This is a genomic window from Brevibacterium sp. W7.2, from assembly GCF_018137945.1.
In the GTDB taxonomy this organism is placed as follows: domain Bacteria; phylum Actinomycetota; class Actinomycetes; order Actinomycetales; family Brevibacteriaceae; genus Brevibacterium; species Brevibacterium sanguinis.
Genome location: NZ_CP073089.1, coordinates 1,073,141 through 1,091,527, shown reverse-complemented (window position 1 = coordinate 1,091,527; position 18,387 = coordinate 1,073,141). Strand labels below are relative to the sequence as shown.

Annotated in this window: 19 protein-coding genes; 13 read left to right on the top strand and 6 right to left on the bottom strand. The window is 69.0% G+C overall.

Going from position 1 to position 18,387, the window contains the following annotated elements; translation table 11 throughout:
- From J9315_RS04780 to J9315_RS04755, 6 genes are all read right to left on the bottom strand, one after another.
- Positions 1 to 1,146 carry an NAD(P)/FAD-dependent oxidoreductase gene (locus J9315_RS04780; protein ID WP_006214163.1) on the bottom strand — a complete coding sequence of 382 codons (1,146 nt, stop codon included), beginning with the start codon at positions 1,144 to 1,146 and terminating at the stop codon, positions 1 to 3.
- Positions 1,147 to 1,193: 47 nt separating this feature from the next.
- Positions 1,194 to 1,547 carry a metal-sensitive transcriptional regulator gene (locus tag J9315_RS04775; RefSeq protein ID WP_006214162.1) on the bottom strand — a complete coding sequence of 118 codons (354 nt, stop codon included), beginning with the start codon at positions 1,545 to 1,547 and terminating at the stop codon, positions 1,194 to 1,196.
- Between the two features lie 66 nt (positions 1,548 to 1,613).
- Positions 1,614 to 1,865, bottom strand: coding sequence for a YHS domain-containing protein (locus J9315_RS04770; protein ID WP_006213356.1), 252 nt, complete (start codon positions 1,863 to 1,865; stop codon positions 1,614 to 1,616).
- Between the two features lie 53 nt (positions 1,866 to 1,918).
- Positions 1,919 to 4,189, bottom strand: a complete 2,271-nt coding sequence (locus J9315_RS04765; protein ID WP_040560307.1) for a heavy metal translocating P-type ATPase — start codon at positions 4,187 to 4,189, stop codon at positions 1,919 to 1,921.
- Positions 4,190 to 4,235: 46 nt separating this feature from the next.
- Complete coding sequence (locus J9315_RS04760; protein ID WP_040560308.1) at positions 4,236 to 5,177, bottom strand: hypothetical protein; 942 nt, start codon at positions 5,175 to 5,177, stop codon at positions 4,236 to 4,238.
- The gene (locus J9315_RS04755; protein ID WP_006213359.1) at positions 5,177 to 5,386 is read right to left on the bottom strand and encodes a heavy metal-associated domain-containing protein; all 210 of its coding nucleotides are present in this window, start codon (positions 5,384 to 5,386) and stop codon (positions 5,177 to 5,179) included. The genes J9315_RS04760 and J9315_RS04755 overlap by 1 nt, the downstream gene beginning before the upstream one ends.
- Positions 5,387 to 5,939: 553 nt before the next feature.
- On the opposite strand from J9315_RS04755, the gene J9315_RS04750 reads away from it, so the two are divergent.
- From J9315_RS04750 to J9315_RS04690, 13 genes are all read left to right on the top strand, one after another.
- Positions 5,940 to 6,731, top strand: a complete 792-nt coding sequence (locus tag J9315_RS04750) for a helix-turn-helix transcriptional regulator (protein ID WP_225984163.1) — start codon at positions 5,940 to 5,942, stop codon at positions 6,729 to 6,731.
- 246 nt (positions 6,732 to 6,977) lie between these two features.
- Positions 6,978 to 8,063 (top strand): ArdC-like ssDNA-binding domain-containing protein, encoded by a 1,086-nt coding sequence (locus J9315_RS04745; protein ID WP_006213361.1) that lies wholly within the window; start codon positions 6,978 to 6,980, stop codon positions 8,061 to 8,063.
- Positions 8,064 to 8,098: 35 nt separating this feature from the next.
- Positions 8,099 to 8,971 (top strand): bifunctional DNA primase/polymerase, encoded by an 873-nt coding sequence (locus tag J9315_RS04740; RefSeq protein WP_100244604.1) that lies wholly within the window; start codon positions 8,099 to 8,101, stop codon positions 8,969 to 8,971.
- A complete protein-coding gene (locus J9315_RS04735) occupies positions 8,971 to 9,852 on the top strand; it encodes a DUF2637 domain-containing protein (RefSeq protein ID WP_179861206.1) in 882 nt (293 codons plus the stop codon). Before J9315_RS04740 ends, J9315_RS04735 begins: the two co-directional genes overlap by 1 nt.
- The gene (locus J9315_RS04730) at positions 9,849 to 10,253 is read left to right on the top strand and encodes a hypothetical protein (RefSeq protein WP_006213364.1); all 405 of its coding nucleotides are present in this window, start codon (positions 9,849 to 9,851) and stop codon (positions 10,251 to 10,253) included. The genes J9315_RS04735 and J9315_RS04730 overlap by 4 nt, the downstream gene beginning before the upstream one ends.
- 98 nt (positions 10,254 to 10,351) lie before the next feature.
- Entirely contained in the window at positions 10,352 to 11,239 is an 888-nt protein-coding gene (locus J9315_RS04725; protein ID WP_040560311.1) for a hypothetical protein, read from the top strand.
- A gap of 40 nt (positions 11,240 to 11,279) precedes the next feature.
- Positions 11,280 to 12,338 (top strand): ParB N-terminal domain-containing protein, encoded by a 1,059-nt coding sequence (locus J9315_RS04720; RefSeq protein WP_040560312.1) that lies wholly within the window; start codon positions 11,280 to 11,282, stop codon positions 12,336 to 12,338.
- A 23-nt stretch (positions 12,339 to 12,361) separates the two neighbouring features.
- Entirely contained in the window at positions 12,362 to 13,042 is a 681-nt protein-coding gene (locus J9315_RS04715) for a hypothetical protein (RefSeq protein ID WP_040560323.1), read from the top strand.
- 32 nt (positions 13,043 to 13,074) lie between these two features.
- Positions 13,075 to 14,721, top strand: a complete 1,647-nt coding sequence (locus J9315_RS04710) for a M23 family metallopeptidase (protein WP_040560324.1) — start codon at positions 13,075 to 13,077, stop codon at positions 14,719 to 14,721.
- Complete coding sequence (locus J9315_RS04705) at positions 14,721 to 14,987, top strand: DUF6112 family protein (RefSeq protein WP_006213369.1); 267 nt, start codon at positions 14,721 to 14,723, stop codon at positions 14,985 to 14,987. Before J9315_RS04710 ends, J9315_RS04705 begins: the two co-directional genes overlap by 1 nt.
- Positions 14,988 to 15,116: 129 nt before the next feature.
- The gene (locus J9315_RS04700) at positions 15,117 to 15,443 is read left to right on the top strand and encodes a DUF6112 family protein (RefSeq protein WP_006213370.1); all 327 of its coding nucleotides are present in this window, start codon (positions 15,117 to 15,119) and stop codon (positions 15,441 to 15,443) included.
- 30 nt (positions 15,444 to 15,473) lie between these two features.
- On the top strand, positions 15,474 to 16,907 hold the full coding sequence (locus J9315_RS04695) for a hypothetical protein (protein WP_006213371.1): 1,434 nt from the start codon (positions 15,474 to 15,476) through the stop codon (positions 16,905 to 16,907).
- A gap of 5 nt (positions 16,908 to 16,912) precedes the next feature.
- Positions 16,913 to 18,385: an SCO6880 family protein gene (locus J9315_RS04690; protein ID WP_006213372.1), complete on the top strand. Its 1,473-nt coding sequence runs from the start codon at positions 16,913 to 16,915 to the stop codon at positions 18,383 to 18,385.
- Positions 18,386 to 18,387 lie beyond the last annotated feature (2 nt).

Here is an 18,387-nt window from a genome sequence, read left to right as displayed (position 1 = left end):
CTATGCCCGCACGCCGTGGAGCTGCTGCCCCCACTGGTAGACGGTGCCGACTGCGTCGATGCCAGTGACGCCGACGACGATGCCGTCGGTCTCGTGGCGGACGATGAACTCCTCACCGGCTTCCAGGTGGGCGTCTGCGCCGGCTGTGTACCCGACTCCGGAGATCATCTGACCGTAGACCATTGCCATGTAAGGGCTGCGTGGCAGGTAGGCGCCCGGATCGTCGCTAATGCCGAGGTCGTGCAATGCGGCCTGCGCGGCATGCGCACCCTGTGCGGCGGCGTCTTCCCAATGGTCGATGCGCCAGGCGCCCAGTGCCTCGTCGTGGTGCGTGGCCACACCTCCGGCTGCGTAGACGTGTTCTGCCGCGGCGCGGAGGTGATCGTCGACGTCGATACCGTTCGTCCACGGTGACGGGGCTGCGGGCGTCGTGCCGAGCGCGAGGAGAAGGAAGTCAGCCACGACGGGATTTCCGTCGTTGAGGGTGATGGTGACACCGGATTCTGTTTCGTCGACATGCTGGAGAGTGCGACCGAATCGGGCCTGCACCTTGGCGGCATGGTCGGCGGCGAGGCGCTCAGCCACGGGCGCCCCAAACGCTCCGACGCCGGGAACTGAACTGCGGGAGACCAGCGTGACCATGCGTCCGTCGGCTTGCAGAGACGAGGCTGTCTCGGCTGCGATGATTCCACCGCCGTAGATCGCTACCCGCGCGGGTCGCCCCAGTCCGGTCAGCAGCTTTCGGATGCCCAGGGCATCCTCCACGGAGTGAAGAGCGGTGACCCGCCCTTGTCCGGCGTCTTCGCCGCCGAACACGTCAGCGGGCAGGGAGCGAGGCATACTCCCGGTCGCGACGATGAGCGCGTCGTAGGAGACCTGTGCGCCGGAGGTCAGCTGGACCTGCTTCGCCGAGGTATCGACTTTGAGCACGGTGTCGGCGATGACCTCGATCTGAGGCAGCGGGAGCTTGATCATCTCCGGCGGTGTCGGACCGAACGCGATTCCCTTGATGAGCATCCGCGTATAGGGCGTCTCCCCGGTGCGGGTCACCAGCGTCACCCGGACATCGTCGCGTGAGGCGAGAGTGCGGGCGGCTGCGGCCCCGGCTGCTCCCGAGCCGAGGATGAGAACGTGCTGTGGGGTCATAGAAGAACTCCTGAACTGCTGGTCGTGATCGAACTGATGCGCCGGCGTCAGGAGCGCACGAGGCGGGCGATGGCCTCGGACGCCTCGCCGAGCCTCTGCTCGCTCACTGGTCCGCCGGCGAGTGCGGCGTCGAGGACACAATGCTTGAGGTGATCGTCGAGCAGGCCGAGGGCGACATTTTCGAGTGCCCTGGTGACTGCGGAGATCTGGGTGAGGATGTCGATGCAGTAGCGGTCCTCGTCGACCATCCGATCGATGCCGCGGATTTGGCCTTCGAGGCGCCGCAGACGATTGCGGTACTTCGTCTTATCGCTGATGTATCCGTGGACGGACGCGTCGCCGTCGCCTCCTGCGGGGCAGGTGTCGAGGTGGGTTTCGGTGGTGGGAGTCGTAGTGGTCATGTCGGTTCGCTCCGATCAGGTGGCGGGGTGCCGCAGCGGTGCCGCGGCACCCCGCACGCTGGTGGATTACGCCATGTTGGCGGCGTACTTGGCCGGGTCCGAATCGAACGCAGGCCCACAACCAGCGCAGCAGAAGTAGTAGCGCTCATCCTCGAAGTCGCGGTAGAGGCCGGCGGCCTCGGCGGTCTTCTTGCTGACCGGGGTGCCGACCATGACCGGGCAGGTGGTCATGTCATCGGCGCCCCCGCCAAGAAGGTTCTCGCGTCCACCGTTCTCCACGGCCGGGTTGGTCTCGTTCGTGCTGCAGCAGCTGCTCATTCTCTGGTGTTCCTTCGTTATTGGATTCGTGTGGATGGGTGGGTTCTCGTACGTCACTTCGAGGCGACGCTCGTGAACCCGCGCAGGCGGAGGCTGTTGCCGACGACGAAGACGCTGGAGAACGCCATCGCCGCACCTGCGAGCATGGGGTTGAGCATGCCGAGCGCAGCGACCGGGATCGCGGCGGTGTTGTAGGCGAATGCCCAGAACAGGTTGGTCTTGATCGTCGACAGGGTCTTCCTGGACAGGCGGATCGCGTCGACGGCGGCCCGCAGGTCACCGCGCACGAGCGTGATGTCGGAGGCCTCGATCGCGACGTCCGTGCCGGTGCCCATCGCCAGGCCCAGATCAGCCTGCGCGAGCGCGGGGGCGTCGTTGACGCCGTCGCCGACCATCGCGACGATCTTGCCCTCTTCCTGGAGGCGAGTGACGACGTCGACCTTGTCCTTGGGTAGCACTTCGGCGATGACCTCGTCGATGCCGACCTCGGACGCGATCTGGCGGGCCACGGCCTCGTTGTCACCGGTGAGCAGCACCGGGGTCAGGCCGATCTCCTTGAGCCCGCGGATCGCCTCGGCGCTCGTGGGCTTGACGGTGTCGGCGACGACGAGGATGCCGCGCGCAGCACCGTCCCAGCCGATCGCGACGACCGTCTTGCCCTCGCCCTCGGCCTGGGCCTTCGCCTGTGCGACCTCCGGAGAGAGCTTCTGCGACCAGTCCGCCAGCAGAGACTCGCGGCCGACGACGACCGGGGTCCCCTCGACGATGCCCTGCACGCCCTTGCCCTCGACATTGGCGAAGTCCTCTGGAGTAGGCAGCTGGCCGACTTCCTGGGTCGCGCCCTTGGCGATCGCCTGCGCAATCGGATGCTCCGAAGAGTCTTCCAGTGCACCGGCGAAACGCAGCAGCTCCGTACGATCCACACCGGGCTCAGTGATCACGTCGGTCAGAGTCATCTTGCCGCTGGTGACGGTGCCGGTCTTATCGAGCACGACGGTGTCGACCTTGCGAGTGGACTCCAGCACCTCCGGGCCCTTGATGAGGACGCCCATCTGCGCACCGCGCCCGGTGCCGACGAGCAACGCGGTCGGGGTCGCCAGACCCAGCGCGCAGGGGCAGGCGATGACGAGCACAGCGACCGCTGCGGTGAACGCGGCGGCGACGGGGAACCCGCCTCCCAGCCAGGCGCCGAGGGTGATGAACGCGACGACGATGACGATCGGCACGAAGATGCCGGAGATACGATCGGCCAGACGCTGCACCTCGGCCTTGCCGGTCTGCGCGTCCTCGACGAGCTTCGCCATCTGTGCGAGCTGTGTGTCCGAACCCACACGAGTCGCCCGCACGACCAGGCGGCCGCCGGCGTTGACGGTGGCACCGGTGACCGAGTCGCCCTCGCGGACCTCGACCGGCACGGACTCGCCGGTGAGCATCGAGGCGTCCACCGCGGAGGAGCCGGAGGTCACGAGACCGTCGGTGGCGATCTTCTCGCCTGGACGGACGATGAACTCGTCGCCGACCGCCAGCTCAGAGGTGGGGATCTTCACCTCTACGCCGTCGCGGAGTACGGCGACTTCCTTCGCGCCCAACTCCAGGAGGGCGCGCAGCGCGGCCCCGGCCTGGCGCTTGGATCGCTTCTCGAAGTAGCGGCCGGCGAGGATGAACATCGTCACGCCCGCGCCGACTTCGAGATAAATGTTCGCCGCGCCATCCGACGGAGCGATCGTGAACTCGAAGGGGTGCGTCATGCCGGGAGTGCCGGCAGTGCCGAGGAAGAGCGCATAGAGCGACCACAGCAGCGCGACGGAGGTACCCATCGAGATGAGCGTGTCCATCGTCGCCGCACCGTGCTTGAGGTTCGTCCACGCCGCCTTGTGGAACGGCCAAGCTCCCCAGATGATCACCGGTGCGGCCAGGGCGAGTGAGGCCCACTGCCAATACGTGAACTGCAGCGCGGGGATCATCGCCATCGCGATCACGGGAACAGTGAGCACGATCGCGCCGATCAGCCGATGCCGCAGCGAGGTGAGCTCACTGTCTTCCTCCTCCCCGGCCTCGGTCTCCGACATGTTCGCCGTAGTGTCCTTGGGCTTGGGCAGTGCGGCCGTGTACCCGGTCTTCTCGACCTCGGCGACCAGCAGTGACGGATCGTAGCCGGCAGGCACGGTGACCTTAGCCTTCTCAGTGGCGTAGTTGACGGTGGCCGCGACGCCATCGAGCTTGTTCAGCTTCTTCTCGATCCGGTTCGCGCAGGAGGCGCAGGTCATCCCGCCGATCTCCAACTCGATGTCCGGCCCACCCGTTGGGGGCGCTGATGTGCTCATCCTCTTCCTTCTTTCTCAGCTCTCGTGCGACGCCAGGCCCTGCGGGTCAGTGGCCGTCGGAATGCGAATCGTCTGTCTTCGAGCCGTCACCGTGCTCGGCGTCGATCACGAACTCGGCGGTGTGCACCTGCCCGTCGACCTGGAAGTCCAGGTAGAGCAGGTAACGGTCGGCGGTCGGGGCCTCCGCTGCGAATCGGATCTCGGGTCCGGCCGTGTCCCCGGCCTGGGGCTCGTCGCCCTCGGCGTGGACGTGCAGGTAGGCGAGGTCACCCTCGCGCAGCGCCACCAGGTGGCCGAACGCGCCCAGGTAAGGCTCCAGCGTGGTCACCGGCTGACCGTCACGCTCGACCGAGATGGTGAGCTCGCTTGAGGTGCCCGCAGTGAGGTCGCCGTTGAGGGAGACGGTGTATCCGTCGACCTCGTCGGTGGTCTGCGCCTCGGTCTCGACAGGGGTGAAGTCGCCCGCGACCTCGATTGCGCGGGTGAGAGTGATGCCTTCGGCTTCCTCGCCCGCGGGTGTGAAGTCGGCGTACACGCGGTAGGTGCCCGCCTCGTCCCAGGTCCACGGCACCGACCAGGTGCCTGTGCTCGTGTCGAGTTCGGGGTGCACGTGCTGGAAACCGGCGCCGTCGGTGCGCACGGCGATCAGATGCAGGTCCTTCTCGTGCGCGGTGGTGTACTCGGTCACCGGTTCGCCGGACTCGTCGAGGATCTGGAAGCTCAGGTCTCCATCCTCGCCTGCGGCCGTGGGGGCCTGGACCGGAGAGAGCACGAAGCCGTCCGCGCTTGCGGAGACCCCGTTCAGAGCGGGCTCCGCGGTTTCCTGCGCAGCGTCGCCGTGCCCTTCACCGTGTGCGTTCACGTTACTTCCTTCTGCCCATGCTGCTGCGAAGCTATCGGGAATGACGGCGCCGGCGAGGCCGAAGGCCCCGCCGAACGCCACCACCAACCCGGCCCCGTAGAGCGCGAGCCGTCCTCCGGCCTTCATCAGACGCGCACCGCCGAGTAGCCGGCCTCCTCGACCGCCGCGAGGACCTTGGCGTCGTCGATCTCACCCTCGGCGGTGACGTTGAGCTTGCCGGTCTGCGCGCTGACTTGGATGTCCTGGACGCCGGGGATCTCGCTGACCTCCTCGCGGATCGACATCTCGCAGTGGCCGCAGGTCATGCCCGTCACCTGGTAATCGTTCGAAGCCATCAGGTATCCTCCTTGTATGTCGGTAGTACCCCTACCGGGTACGTGTACAAGTCAACGCTATACCCCTGTCAGGTATTCCGCAAGGAGGGAGGCGATCGTGTGAGCTGCATCGCGCAAGTGCTGCAAACGATGGTTGGAGCGTCCGAGGTGTGCCTTGTGGTGCACCGATGCTGCGGGGCGATCCGCTGGGTTTTGTCGATGCGCGTCGGAGAGTAGTGACCCCTCGGCTCATCAGAACCGTGGACTGCCTTGCCGCATCGACGAAGGCAGCGAAGACTGGTACGAAACCGACTCCCGCCCCACAGCGATCATGCGCTATTGCTGTTGGTTCGGAACTGGCGAGCTCGTCCGGCTCCACAGGCGTTCGAGATTAGTGAGCGGATCAGACAAGAGCCAGCAAGAGTGCGCGGCCACGCCAGAGGCAGCGAGGCACTCCTGTGATGCACATTGGCGTAGCCCGCTGGTCGCCCAGACGCTTGCCGTCCACCGGCCTGTCGGCCCGGTGGTTTACGACTGCCTCAACATCTTGTTCATTAGGTCGGGCTCGGCAATCATGTTCAGCGAGTTCGGTCGTCAGCCGGTCAGCGTGGGCGATGCGATCCTTCTCGGCCCGAACGTATTGTTCAGCTGCGAGCCCGAGTGCCAAGTGTCGGTGACGTCGATCCGTGTCGATACCGATTTCGCTCTCGATCAGTTCTTCTGGCAGCACTCTGCGGTGCTGCACGATCGGCTTGACGCCCCCGGTTTCGCGGAGAAGATCTACTCTGAACCAGCGCAGATCCTGCGACTCGGCAGAGATCGGGCCGGGATGGTTGTGCCGTGGATTGATGAGATGGTCGCGCTCAGCGTTGAGAGACGGTTCCGAGAGAGATTCAACCGACTCCAGGCACTCTGGTTCGCTGTCATGGATGTGCTCGGACCATTCATCCGGGTCTCGCCTGCGAGGCTGACACCATTGCAGCGTGCACGCGCGCGTCCAGTGCTGCCGCGCAGTCGCAGGTTAGCCCCTCTCCGTCCGGAGGCGCTGCTGGCACGGGAGGCACTGCATGAAAACGTCGCCTATAGGTGGACACTCCACGAGCTGTCCGAGAGGGTGCGGCTCTCCCCGCAGCAATTGACCCGTGTGTTCGTCGATGCCTTCGGGAAGACCCCGATCGCGTATCTGACGATGCTTCGCGTGCAGGAGATGGCCAGGCTGCTGCGCGAGTCCGATCTTTCTGTCGCAGCAGTAGGTCGTTGCGTCGGCTGGTCCAGCCGTTCACGGGCGACGGAGGCATTCATCGAGCACGTCGGGCTCAGCCCGAGTCGCTACCGCTCCATGCGCCCGGTTGTCGCGGATAGATAGCAGCAGAGTCGTCCGGGAAATCATCACTTCGTCCGGCGTCCGACCGGACTCAGCTGCTTCCAGCCCTACGCAGGCTCTGAGGCTGATACGCCAGTAGGTCCACGTCAGGTGCCGCCCGTGTCCTGACGGCCAACCTACCGACTGTTCCGTTCGCTGACCGTCTGACTCGCCGGAAGCTCCTGGCTCACCTCGCTGGTGCAAGGCCAGCCGCGACCTCGCGGCTGGCCTGCCGAGAGGAGGCCGACGATGGCGACGAGGGAGGAAGCCCGCCAACAGCGGGAAGCGAAGCTCGACGAGCTCCACGAGAAGCTCACCGGTGCCGTCGAACGGCTGGTCACCGGTGAGGACTGGGCCGATGCGATGCGGTTCGCTGCCCGGTTCCGGTCGCGGAGCTTCAACAACGTCTGCCTGATCTGGGAGCAGCACCAGGCCGCATTCGAGGCCGGCGGGGTGCCCGAACCGTTCCCCACCCTGGTCGCGGGATACAAGCAGTGGCAGCAGCTGGGCCGACAGGTCGAGAAGGGCCAGGCCGGGTATCAGATCCTCGCCCCGGTCACTGGCAGGTTCGCCTCGACGAACCCGGCCGATCCGGACTCCTGGCGGCGTCTGAACCGGGGTGAGAAGCCGAAGCCCGGTGAGGTCGTGCGCTCCCGCATGGTCGGCGTGCGCCCGGCCTACGTCTGGGACGCCTCCCAGACCAGCGGCGATCCGATCCCCGAACGGCCAGCGCCACGGCTGCTCGCTGGCGAAGCCCCCGAAGGTCTGCGCGAGGGTCTGGCGGAGCAGGTCACGGCGGAGGGGTTCGAGCTGCTGTGGGTGCCGCACGAGGGCATGATCGGCGGCGCGAACGGGCTGACGAACTACTCGACCCGGCAAGTCGCCGTGCGCACGAACATGGACGACGCCGCGCAGGTGAAGACTCTCGCCCACGAGCTCGGGCATGTGCTGATGCATGGGCCGGACCAGGAGGAGGCGCGGCAGCATCGCGGGATCGGTGAGGTCGAGGCCGAATCGGTGGCGCTGATGATCGGCGCCGCCCACGGCATGGACACCACGGGCTACACGATCCCGTACGTGGCCGGGTGGGCGGCGAACGTCGACGGGAAGAACCCGGTCGAGGTCGTGCAGGCCGCCGGTGAGCGCATCCGCAAGACCGCGCTCAGCATCCTCGACGGCCTCGACACGAACCAGGTGCCCGACGGCACACCGCCCGGGCTGGAACGCGACGGCCCGGCCCCGAAGAGCCCACGGCAGGACACGCCCGGTCGGCAAGTGGCGCCGTTGCCGGCGCCGGAGCGGGCCGCTGCGGTCGTGTTGGGGCGGGGGCTGTGATGTCCGAGAGCAGGTTTACTCGGGCGGTCCGGCAGATGGATGCGTCCTGGCCGCTGGGGCGGGCCGCGATGGTGTTCGCGCAGTCCGGGGTGCCGGTGTTCCCGTGCGCGCCGGAGGGCAAGCAGCCGATCACCCGACGCGGCTTCCACGACGCCACCACCGACCCGGCGCAGGTGGAGGCCTGGTGGCGCAGGTTCCCGGCGGCGAACATCGGCATGCCCACCGGCCGAGCCTCGGGCGTCTCCGTGGTGGATGTCGATGTGCACGGCGTCAACGGCTTCGACGCGATCCGCGCCGCGCGGCGGGAGGGGCTGGTGCATGGCTGGGAGACGATGGTGCGCTCACCGACCGGCGGCCTGCACATCTACTTCCCGGCCGCCGACAGTGAACAGCCGTCGTGGCAGGCCGGCCGTGCCGGGGTGGATTTCCGTGGGGATCGCGGCTACATCATCGTCCCGCCCTCGCGCCGCCAGATCGACGGCGAGAGCGTGCTCTACCGCCCCACCTCGTTCGCCCCCACCGACGGGCGGGCGCTGGATGCGCAGCGCCTGCGGGAGTTTCTCACCCCGCCCCGGCCCCGCCCGAAGACCGGCCCGATCTCGGATGCAGGGGCGATGGTGGATGCGGGTCGGATGGCGTCCTGGCTGAGCGGGCAGTCCACGGATCGCAATCTCAAGCTGTTCTGGGCCGCCTGCCGCCTCGCCGAGGGCAATGTGCCGGTCTCCGAGGCGCTGGATGCGTTTGCGAGCGTGGAGCAGCCGGATTTCGGGCAGCGGGAGATCACTCGCACCGTCGAGTCCGCCTACCGCACCATCACCACCGGTGTCGGCACCTCGACCCGGGCCGAGTCCGTGCCGGAGAGATTCGGGCCGGTGCCGGCTGCGACGCGGGCGGGCCGGGGGCTGTGATGGGCGGGCTGTCGGGGCGGCGATGGGCGGTGGTCGCGGCCGCGTCGGGGACGGTGCTGATCGGCGGCGGCGCGTTCTGGCTGAGCTTCGTCGCTCTGGCCGATCTCGCGGTGCGCTCGGGCATCACCAGGAACCAGGCGTGGATCTGGCCGCTCTTGGTGGACGGGCTGATCGTGGTCGCGACCGTCGCGGTCGTCGCCCTCGACGGGCATCGGGCGGCCTGGTACCCGTGGGTGCTGCTGATCGCCGGGGCGCTGATGTCGGTGAGCGCGAACGCCGCGCACGCCCTCGTCGCCGCTGACGCCTCCGTGCCGGGCCTGCTCGCGGCCATCGTCGCCGCGGTCCCGCCGCTCGTGCTGCTGGCCTCCACGCATCTGACGACGGTCCTGACCCGCTCCACCAGAACCCCGGTCCCCACGCCGATCACCCCCACCCCGGAGTCAGGATCGGCGCTGGAGGTCTCCGAGACCGCTGGCGCGCAGGCACAGGCCGCACCGCTCCTTCTGCCGGAGCTTCCCGAGCGGCCACGTTCGGCCACGGGCATCGCGGTAGCGACACCGCCGGCCCCGGCCGCCAAGGTGCTGGGCGAGCAGACAGAGCCTGACCGATCGGATGTGCCCGTGCTGGAGGCGGTGGCCGAAACCCCATCGGCTGAGCCCGACCCGCCAACGTTGGCAGGTGCTGGGCGGCGGGAACGGGCGGCAGTGCTGCGGGGGCGGGGCTGGTCGAACAAGGCGATCGCGCGCGAACTCGGCGTGCACGCCTCGACCGTCGGCCGCTGGTTCCCCCGCACCGATCCCGCGCCCGCCGCAGACCAGGAGACCTCGGCAGTGCCCGAGCACCACAACGAATCAGATGAGGAGAAGGAGCAGAAATCATGAACCCCTACGAGCAGAACAACCCCGGCAGGCAGGACACGCCCCCGCCGGAGACGACCCGCCCTGACCGGGCGGAGACACCGGGTGCTCCGGAGGCGATCCAAGCCGCCGACGTCACCCGCACAACCGGTGCCAAGACTGAGACTGCGGATGTTGATCCGGCACTGCGCAAGGCGCGCGGGGTTGACTGGGTACGCACCTCGGACCTGATGGCGAGAGGCACCGGGCAGATCTCACGCCTGGCGATCGACTTCGAGGCGAACCTCGCACACAAGGCCCACGACGGCCTCGCCCGCGGCGTCACGCGCCTGGGTGCAAAGGAGCGTGAGCTGCCCCCGATCTCGGCGTTCGGCCGCAGTACGAGCCGTGACGGGGCCGGGCGCGGCCCGGTCGGAATGAACTGAGGTGACCGGCCATGACCACGACCATGCCCGGCGCCGAACGCCGAGCACCAGGTGTCGGAGAAGGCGAGTGCACCTGCCTGCCAGGAGGTGCCGAACCCATGACGACCACGACTCACACAGGTTCCCCGCAGCGGGGGCCTGAGAACTACACGACCAGCGCCGGGCTGCGTGCCCTGCTGGCCCGGCTCCACGCGGCCGGGCCCGGGGCATGGGCGCGGGACCCGGTCGCCGGCGAGCTGATGCAGTATGCGGCGCAGAAGTACGCCGCGCTGGCGCGCAAGCACTCGTTGGACCCGTGGGAGGCCGCCAGCGCCGCGTTCGATGTGATGCGCACCCGCTCCGCCCGGGAGGCGATCGACCCGTGGGGCGTGGTCACGCACGCGGTGCGGATCACCTGCATCGCCGAGGAGCGCGCCCAGGGGCTGCTGTGCTCGACCCATCAGGCCCGCCGCCCGCACATCTCCGCGTTCCACGACGCCGAGCGAATCTCCGACAGGGAGACGCCGCTGTCGGAGTATCACCCCGCGTTCCAGGTCACCGACCCCGAACCCGATCCCGACGGCACCGGAGACGCCGGAGACGGTGACGGTGGCGGTGGTGGTGTGGTGGGGGTGGCGATGTCGGCGTCGTCGGCGGCTGAGGACGCGATCGCGCTGGTGACGATGCTCGGCTGGGAGCCCGCGACCGCGCGGGCGTCGGTGGAGCACATCTGCGGGGCGCTGGCGAAGGCCGGGGCGCGGCATACCGCGTTCGAGACCCTGCGACGTGACCAGCACGCCCGCGCGCTGCTGGATCTGCCGGGCCGGTCCTGGACCGGGCTGCTCAAGGCGCTGCTGGGCAACCCGCACCCGGCGCTGGCGGCGACCAGCGCGGGCCGCGGGGTGCTGCTGCGGCTGCTGATCGGCGAGACGATCCCGATGCTGCTGCGCGATGACGATCTCGTGCTCACCATCTGCCTGGCCGCCCCACGACAGGCCCGGAAGTAACCGGGGACCACGAAGAGAGGACTGAGAGGGGTGAGTGGTGATGAGTATCGAACTGCAACGCACCGTGGAGTCGATTCAGGTCGGTGCCCGTCATCGCGCCGACCTCGGCGATATCCAGGCTCTGGCTGACTCGATCCGCGAGCACGGCCTGTTGCAACCGATCACGGTCACCCCCGAAGGGGTGCTGGTGTGCGGGCGACGCCGGCTGGAAGCGATCCGGCTGCTGCACTGGCGCACGGTCAGCGTGTGGGTGCGATCGGGTGTCTCGACCCGGTTGGGGCATCTGCTGGCCGAGCAGGACGAGAATGCGCACCGCAAGCCGCTCAACCAGCTGGAGGCCGCCGCCCTGTACCGCGAGCTCAAGCAGCTCATGACCGAGGACGCCCAGCGCCGCGATGTCGTAACCCGCTTCTCGGCGGAGAATCAGCCCGGTGCTGACGGGGGTGCCAAATTGGCACCCCCGTCAGGGGGTGTCGGTGGGAGGAGCCGCGCGCAGGCCGCGCGGATGGTCACCGGCCGCGCCTCGTACACGACGCTGGAGAAGATCTCGGCGATCCAGGCCATGGCCGAGAACCCCGAGAATCCCGAGGCGCTGCGCGAGCAGGCGACGACGGAGCTGGCGGGGATCGAGGCCGGCGGGCCGGTCGACCCCGCCTATCAGCGCCTGCGCGGCCAGGTCGAGCAAGCGGACGCCTCTCGCCAGGCGTCGCTGCGCGCGATGGCCCAAGAGGCCGTCGCCCGTGTCACCGCCGCTGGACGCACCAAGCCCCGCACGCACACCTCGGCCCGGCCGGCGGTGGTGCCGGGGCGGTGGCCGGTGACGGCGTTCGTGCAGACCTGGACCTCCCTGGCGGAATGGTGGACCCACTACGACGTGGACGAGCTCGCCCGCGACCTCACCGAGGAGCAGGCCGGCATCTTCCTCGACGTCGCCGACGGCACCAGCGCCTTCGCCGCCCGCCTGCGCATCTCCCTCGACACCACCGGCCACGACGTCGAGACGACAACCGAGGAGCCCCGCACCGACGAGGACACCGGCCCCGGCGCTGATGCCGAATCAGGCGAGAGCGTCTCTCGGCAGCATCTGCGTGCTCTGTGACCGGGTGCGTGCACCTGGGCGGCATGAAGACTTTCGCTGACTCCCGCCCGCGCACCCGCCTGATCGTCCTGCTCGCCGCCGGCCTGGTGATCGTGCTCCTGGCCGGCATCGGGATCTACGGCCTGATCCTCGGCCCCGACACCAGCCCACCCCACGACCGTGACCCCGAGCCGGGCGCGTCGTCGAGTCCGGTCGAGTCCGGCACGCCACGGCCGGGGCGGATCGCTGCGGTGGTCGGGTCCGGGGACCCGGAGGAGTTCGCCCGCAACGTCGCGACGGCGGTGTTCGCCTGGGATACCGGGTCGGGGCTGATGCCGCTGGACTACACGAGCGTGCTGATGGAGGTCGCCGACCCGACCGGCACCGAGCAGGCCGGCCTCGCCTCCGATATCGCCGCCTATCTGCCCACGCGGGAGGCATGGGTCGAGCTGCGCCAGTACGCCACCACCCAGCACCTGGAGATCACCGATGCGTTCGTGCCCGGAGCGTGGGCGACCGCGCAGGAGCAGGCGCAGCCGGGGCAGCTGGTGGAGGGGACGACGGCGATCACGATCGAAGGCGTCCGCCACCGTGCCGGGGTGTTGAACGACGAACCCGTCGACTCCGCGCACGAGGTGGCGTTCACCGTGTTCGTGGTCTGCGAGCCCGCCTACGACACCTGTCATCTGCTGCGGCTGTCCGAGCTGGACAACCCCCTGCGCTGACCCGAGAGGTCTGGGGAGAAAGGAGGGGCGTGGTGCTCAAGAAGCTCGCTATCGGACTGCTCGCACTGGCGCTGGTAGCACCGTTCCTGTCGATGGTCGGGATCGGGCTGCTGATGAACCCCGCCGCGACCTGGGCCTGCACCGTGCCCGGCGGCGGACTGCAAGTCGGCGAGGTGCCCGACGAGCTCGCCGTCGAAACGCGCGATGGGGAGTCGTTCACGCTGAACAAGAAGCAACTCACGCACGCGGCCACGATCATCGAGACCGGCTCCGGCGTCGAGGGCGTGAACCGTGACGGACTCCAGATCGCGCTGATGGCCGCACTGACCGAGTCGACCCTGCGGCAGCTGTCGAACACGAGCGTCTACCCGGAGTCAGCGGACTACCCGAACGATGGCGATGGCAGCGACAACGACAGCCTGGGGTTGTTCCAGATGCGCCCGCAGGCCGGGTGGGGGTCGGTCCCAGAGCTGATGGCCCCCGAGTATCAGGCGCGAGCGTTCTTCGGCGGCCCGGACGGCCCGAACCATCCCTCGCCGCGCGGGCTGCTGGACATCCCCGGCTGGCAAGACATGGGCAAAGGCGAGGCCGCCCAAGCCGTGGAGGTCTCGGCGTTCCCCGACCGGTACGAGAACTACAGCCCCGTCGCCGTCACGATCCTCGACACCCTCCTCGGCACCACAGGCACGAACGTCGAAACTGACCCTGGTGTGGTGCCTGCTGTGGCCGGGGCGGCGGAGTCTTCGCGGGTGGTGTTCCCTCTGCCCGAGGGCACGTGGACGGCGACCGACCCGTACGGGCCGCGCACCCACCCGATCACCGGGGAGCAGTCCTTCCACACCGGCAGCGACTTCGCCGCCCCGGACGGCACGCCCATCCTCGCCGCCGCCGACGGCACGGTCACCGTCGCCGAGTACACCGATGCGTGGGGCGGGAAGGTCGTCATCGAACATCAGGTCGGCGGCGAGCAGGTCGCCACCGGGTACATCCATTCCTGGGCCGACGGCATCCACGTCGAGGCCGGCGATAGGGTGCGGGCCGGGCAGCACATCGCCGACGTCGGCTCCTCGGGCCAGTCCACCGGCCCGCACCTGCACCTTGAGGTCTATGTCGGGGGCACCGGCGGTGAGCACACCGACCCCGCCGCCTGGCTGAACGCCCACGACGCCGCGGACCTGCCCGAGGCCGAGACCGGCCCACCGGCCGGCGACTGCGACCCCGACAGCAATGGGCCTGGTGGGGAGCCTGACCCTGCCCCGGCCGGTGACCCGGATGAGCTGGTCGACGACCCGACCAGTAACGGGCAGATCACCCGCCGCACCCTGCACCTGTATCAGCAGACGATCGCGGCGTTCCCCGAGACGACCTGGTCGTGCTACTCGCCACGGCCGGGCACGGTCTCGGAGCACCCGCTGGGTCGGGCCTGCGATATCGCGTTCGGCAACGCCATCGGGCAGATGCCCACGCCCGCGCAGATCGAGGCGGGCTGGGAAGTCACGAACTGGATGAAAGACCACGCCGAGACCCTCGGAGTCGACTACCTCATCTGGCAGGACAAGATCTGGTCCCTCGCCCGTGACGACGAGGGCTGGCGCGACTACACGCGCGGCACCGATATCACCACGAGGCATCAAGACCACCTCCACGTCACCCTCGCCGATTCGGGTGGTGGGGCCTGATGGACGTGTTCCCCGATTTCGAGGGCCTGGGCGGCATCGGCGACCTGGAAGAGGTCATCGGCGCCCTGTTGACGTTCGTGCTCATCATCGCGGTGCTGATGCTCATTATTTCCGGCATCGTCTGGGCGATCGCGTCTGCGTCCGGGAACTACGCCGCCGCCGGCAAGGCCCGCACCGGCGTGCTCGTCGCCCTCGGGGCGGCGATCCTCGCCGGCGCCGGGGTCACGTGGATGAACTGGTTGATCGGCATCGGCCAACAACTCTGAACCCCTGCGCTGAAGCTGCTGCGCCCGCCCCCGGTCTTGTGGGGGCGGGCGCTGCTGCGTGTCTGGCGGGGTCGGGTGCACCTGGTCGAGAGAACACCTCTGTCTCATCTGTCGAAGGAGCGCCCTGCCATGACCATCACGACCCTCGCCACCTGGACCCTCGCCCGCTTGGCGATGCTCCCGATGCAGATCGACATCGACCCCAACGACTCGGGGCTGCCCGGCATCGACCAGCTGCGCACCATCGTCGGTGCCGTCATGACCGTCGGCCTCATCCTGTCCGTCCTCGCGCTGATCGTCTCGGCGATCGTGTGGGGCTTCGGCTCCAACTCCAGCAACCCCCACCTGGCCGGCCGCGGCAAGATCGGCGTCTTGATCTCCTGCGGTGCGGCGGTGATCTGCGGTGCCGCGGTCACGCTGATCAATTTCTTCTGGGGCGTCGGCCAGGCCGTCTGAACCCGCCTATCTGTGTGAGGGAGGTCTGTGATGGCGCTGTGCGATGTTCCCGTCATCTCCACGGTCTGCGACTCCGCCGGTGAAGCGGCCGCGTCGCTGATCGCCGCCCCGTTCGACTGGTTCGCGCAGGCCGTCGGCGGGGCGGCGGGCTGGCTGATCGAGGCCATGTGGACAGTGTTTGACACGACCACGCTGGTCGACGTCACCCAAGAGGGGTACGTGTCGGTGTACAACCTGCTGTTCGGGATCGGCGTGTTCATCGTGCTGATCTTCTTCTGCTTCCAGCTCATCCTCGGCCTGATCCGCCGCGACCCCACCGCGCTGTCCCGCGCCGCCCTCGGGGCCGGCAAGGCCGTGCTCGGCTCCTTCGTGGTCATCACCCTGGCCGCGCTCGCGCTGGAGATCACCGACCAGTTGACCATCGGGATCATCCAAGCCGCCGGCGAGACCACGGCCACGATGGGCGACAAGATCATCCTGCTGGCCGCCGGACTGACCGCCATCAACATCTCCGCCCCCGGTGTCGGGGCGATCGTGACGATCTTCCTCGGCGGGCTCATGGTCGCCGCGGTCGCGATCGTGTGGTTCTCGCTGCTGATCCGCAAGGCTCTGCTGCTGATCGCGATCGTGCTCGCCCCGCTCGCGTTCGCTGGTGCGGCGTGGGATGCCACCCGCGGGTGGATCGGGAAGTGGGCGGCGTTCGTACTCGCCCTCATCATCTCCAAGCTGGTGCTCGTGGTGGTGTTCCTCATCGCGATCACCCAGATGGCAACCCCCATCGAGGCGGACCTGACGGCGATCACCGAGCCAATCACCGGCATCGTCATGCTCGCGATCGCCGCCTTCGCCCCCTACATGGTCTACCGGGTCATCGCGTTCCTCGGCTTCGACCTCTACAACACCATGGGATCGGAACAAGAAGCCAAGAACGCCATGAACCGACCCGTCCCGGTGCCCGGCACACCGCAAGGCGAAGGCCCGAAGAAGATCCTCGACACCAACGGCAACGGCGGCGGAGGAGGTGGGGGCGGGGGTGACGAACCGCCCCCACCCGGAGGCGGAAACCCACCCGGCGGTGGCGGCGGCGGTGGGGGCACGCCGCCACCACCAGGCGGCGGAGCAGATGCCGGAGCAGGTGCGGGCGGTGCGGGCGCCGGCGGTTCGGCGGCCGGTGCGGGAGCTGCCGCGGGACCGGTCGCGGCGGTGGTCATCGGCGCGGAGGTCGCGAAGAAGGCCGCGACGGCCGGCCCCGAGGCCGGCAAGCAGATCGGCGCCCAGGCCGAGGCCGCCACCGACGGCGCCAACCAGAACACCGGCAACACCAACACCAGCGGGAACGGTGAGAGCGGTGGGAGTGGGCCGGGCGCGCAGGCACCGCCGCGCAGCACCCCGCAGCCGAACCTGCCGACCGGCCCGAAGCCCGACGACGGGCCCAGTAAGCCGCCGACCGGTGGGAAGGAGTGATCCTCGTGAGCAACAAGCACAGCGCCGAAGAAGCGCGTACGGGCACCGACCTGGTGCCGGTGAAATTCAGCAGATTGACTCGCCGCGGCATCTTGCTGGGATTGTCCGCGACCCAGCTGGCGACCCTCGCCGTCGGAGTGCTGTCCCTGGTGGGCGCGTTCTACGCCGGCGGGATGCTCATCGCCTACACCGCCCCGATCTGGGTGTCCTCGATCGTGCTGACCTGGATGCCCGTCGCCGGGCGCCCGGTCGTGGAATGGGTGCCCGTGGCCGCCTGGTGGCTGTGGCGGACCACCGGCGGACAGTTGGCCTACCGGCGCCGCATCGTCGCTCCGAGGCCGGCGGGCACGCTCGCGCTGCCCGGTGACATGGCGCGGCTGCGCGAGCACGTCGACCCGCAGAGCGGGGCGGGCATGATCCACGACCCTCACCAGGCGACGCTGACGGTGGTGTGCGAGATCCGCCATCCCGCGTTCGTGCTCCTCGATCCCGGCGAGCAGGCCCGCCGGGTCTCCTCCTGGGGGCGGGTGCTGGCCAGCGTCTGCCGGTCCGGGCGGATCGCGACCGTGCAGGTGCTGGAGCGCACCCTGCCGGACTCGGGCACGGGCCTGGCCGAATGGTGGGCCGCCCACGGCAGCCAGGACGACTCCTTCGCATCGAGGACGTATGCCGAGCTGATCGAGCGCGCCGGGCCCGCCGGGGAGCGTCACGCCACCACGATCAGCCTCAGCCTGGATATGAAGACGGCGGCCCGGCAGATCCGGACCGCCGGCGGCGGGCTGCGGGGCGCGGCCGCGGTGCTGCGCCAGGAGATGAGCACACTGACCGCGGCGCTGCGCTCGGCGGACCTGACCCCTGCCGGGTGGCTGAGCCCGGGGCAGATCGCCGTGATCCTGCGCAGCGCCTACGACCCGGCCGTCGCCGCGACCCTGGAGCGGCACGGGGAGATCGGCCAGTCGCTGGCCACCGCCGGCCCGGTCGCGGTGACCGAGACCTGGACGAGGCTGCGCACCGATACCGGCTACCACGTCGTGCTCTGGATCAGCGAGTGGCCCCGCTCGATGGTGTATCCGGGGTTCCTCGCCCCGCTGGTGCTCTCCTCAGGGATCGGGCGATCCCTGTCGCTGCTCTACACCCCGCTGCGCACCGATCAGGCTGCCCGTGACATCCGCAAGAAGAAGGTCGAGCACATCTCCGATGCCGCGCAGCGCCGCCGGATCGGACAGATCGAGGACGCCGCCCAGACCGCCGAATACACCGACGTGCTCCAGCAGGAAGCTGACCTCACCGCCGGGCACGGCGTGCTGCGCGTGACCGGTCTGGTCGCCGTCTCGGCGCCCACCATCGAGGAACTGGACGCCGCGGTCGCCGCGGTCGAGCAGGCCGCCATCCAGGCCTCCTGCGAAACCCGCCGCCTCGTCGGCCAGCAGGCCGCCGCGTTCACAGCCGCGGCCTTGCCCCTGACCCGGCCCGTATGAGC

Bases quoted from the DNA above. Each gene is read 5' to 3' on its own strand.
- J9315_RS04695 (WP_006213371.1), top strand. From the start codon at position 15,474: ATGGCGCTGTGCGATGTTCCCGTCATCTCCACGGTCTGCGACTCCGCC.
- J9315_RS04775 (WP_006214162.1), bottom strand. From the start codon at position 1,547: ATGACCACTACGACTCCCACCACCGAAACCCACCTCGACACCTGCCCC.
- J9315_RS04745 (WP_006213361.1), top strand. From the start codon at position 6,978: ATGGCGACGAGGGAGGAAGCCCGCCAACAGCGGGAAGCGAAGCTCGAC.
- J9315_RS04700 (WP_006213370.1), top strand. From the start codon at position 15,117: ATGACCATCACGACCCTCGCCACCTGGACCCTCGCCCGCTTGGCGATG.
- J9315_RS04740 (WP_100244604.1), top strand. From the start codon at position 8,099: ATGGATGCGTCCTGGCCGCTGGGGCGGGCCGCGATGGTGTTCGCGCAG.
- J9315_RS04725 (WP_040560311.1), top strand. From the start codon at position 10,352: ATGACGACCACGACTCACACAGGTTCCCCGCAGCGGGGGCCTGAGAAC.
- J9315_RS04770 (WP_006213356.1), bottom strand. From the start codon at position 1,865: ATGAGCAGCTGCTGCAGCACGAACGAGACCAACCCGGCCGTGGAGAAC.
- J9315_RS04730 (WP_006213364.1), top strand. From the start codon at position 9,849: ATGAACCCCTACGAGCAGAACAACCCCGGCAGGCAGGACACGCCCCCG.
- J9315_RS04760 (WP_040560308.1), bottom strand. From the start codon at position 5,177: ATGAAGGCCGGAGGACGGCTCGCGCTCTACGGGGCCGGGTTGGTGGTG.
- J9315_RS04705 (WP_006213369.1), top strand. From the start codon at position 14,721: ATGGACGTGTTCCCCGATTTCGAGGGCCTGGGCGGCATCGGCGACCTG.
- J9315_RS04735 (WP_179861206.1), top strand. From the start codon at position 8,971: ATGGGCGGGCTGTCGGGGCGGCGATGGGCGGTGGTCGCGGCCGCGTCG.
- J9315_RS04765 (WP_040560307.1), bottom strand. From the start codon at position 4,189: ATGAGCACATCAGCGCCCCCAACGGGTGGGCCGGACATCGAGTTGGAG.
- J9315_RS04715 (WP_040560323.1), top strand. From the start codon at position 12,362: ATGAAGACTTTCGCTGACTCCCGCCCGCGCACCCGCCTGATCGTCCTG.
- J9315_RS04780 (WP_006214163.1), bottom strand. From the start codon at position 1,146: ATGACCCCACAGCACGTTCTCATCCTCGGCTCGGGAGCAGCCGGGGCC.
- J9315_RS04750 (WP_225984163.1), top strand. From the start codon at position 5,940: ATGTTCAGCGAGTTCGGTCGTCAGCCGGTCAGCGTGGGCGATGCGATC.
- J9315_RS04720 (WP_040560312.1), top strand. From the start codon at position 11,280: ATGAGTATCGAACTGCAACGCACCGTGGAGTCGATTCAGGTCGGTGCC.
- J9315_RS04755 (WP_006213359.1), bottom strand. From the start codon at position 5,386: ATGGCTTCGAACGATTACCAGGTGACGGGCATGACCTGCGGCCACTGC.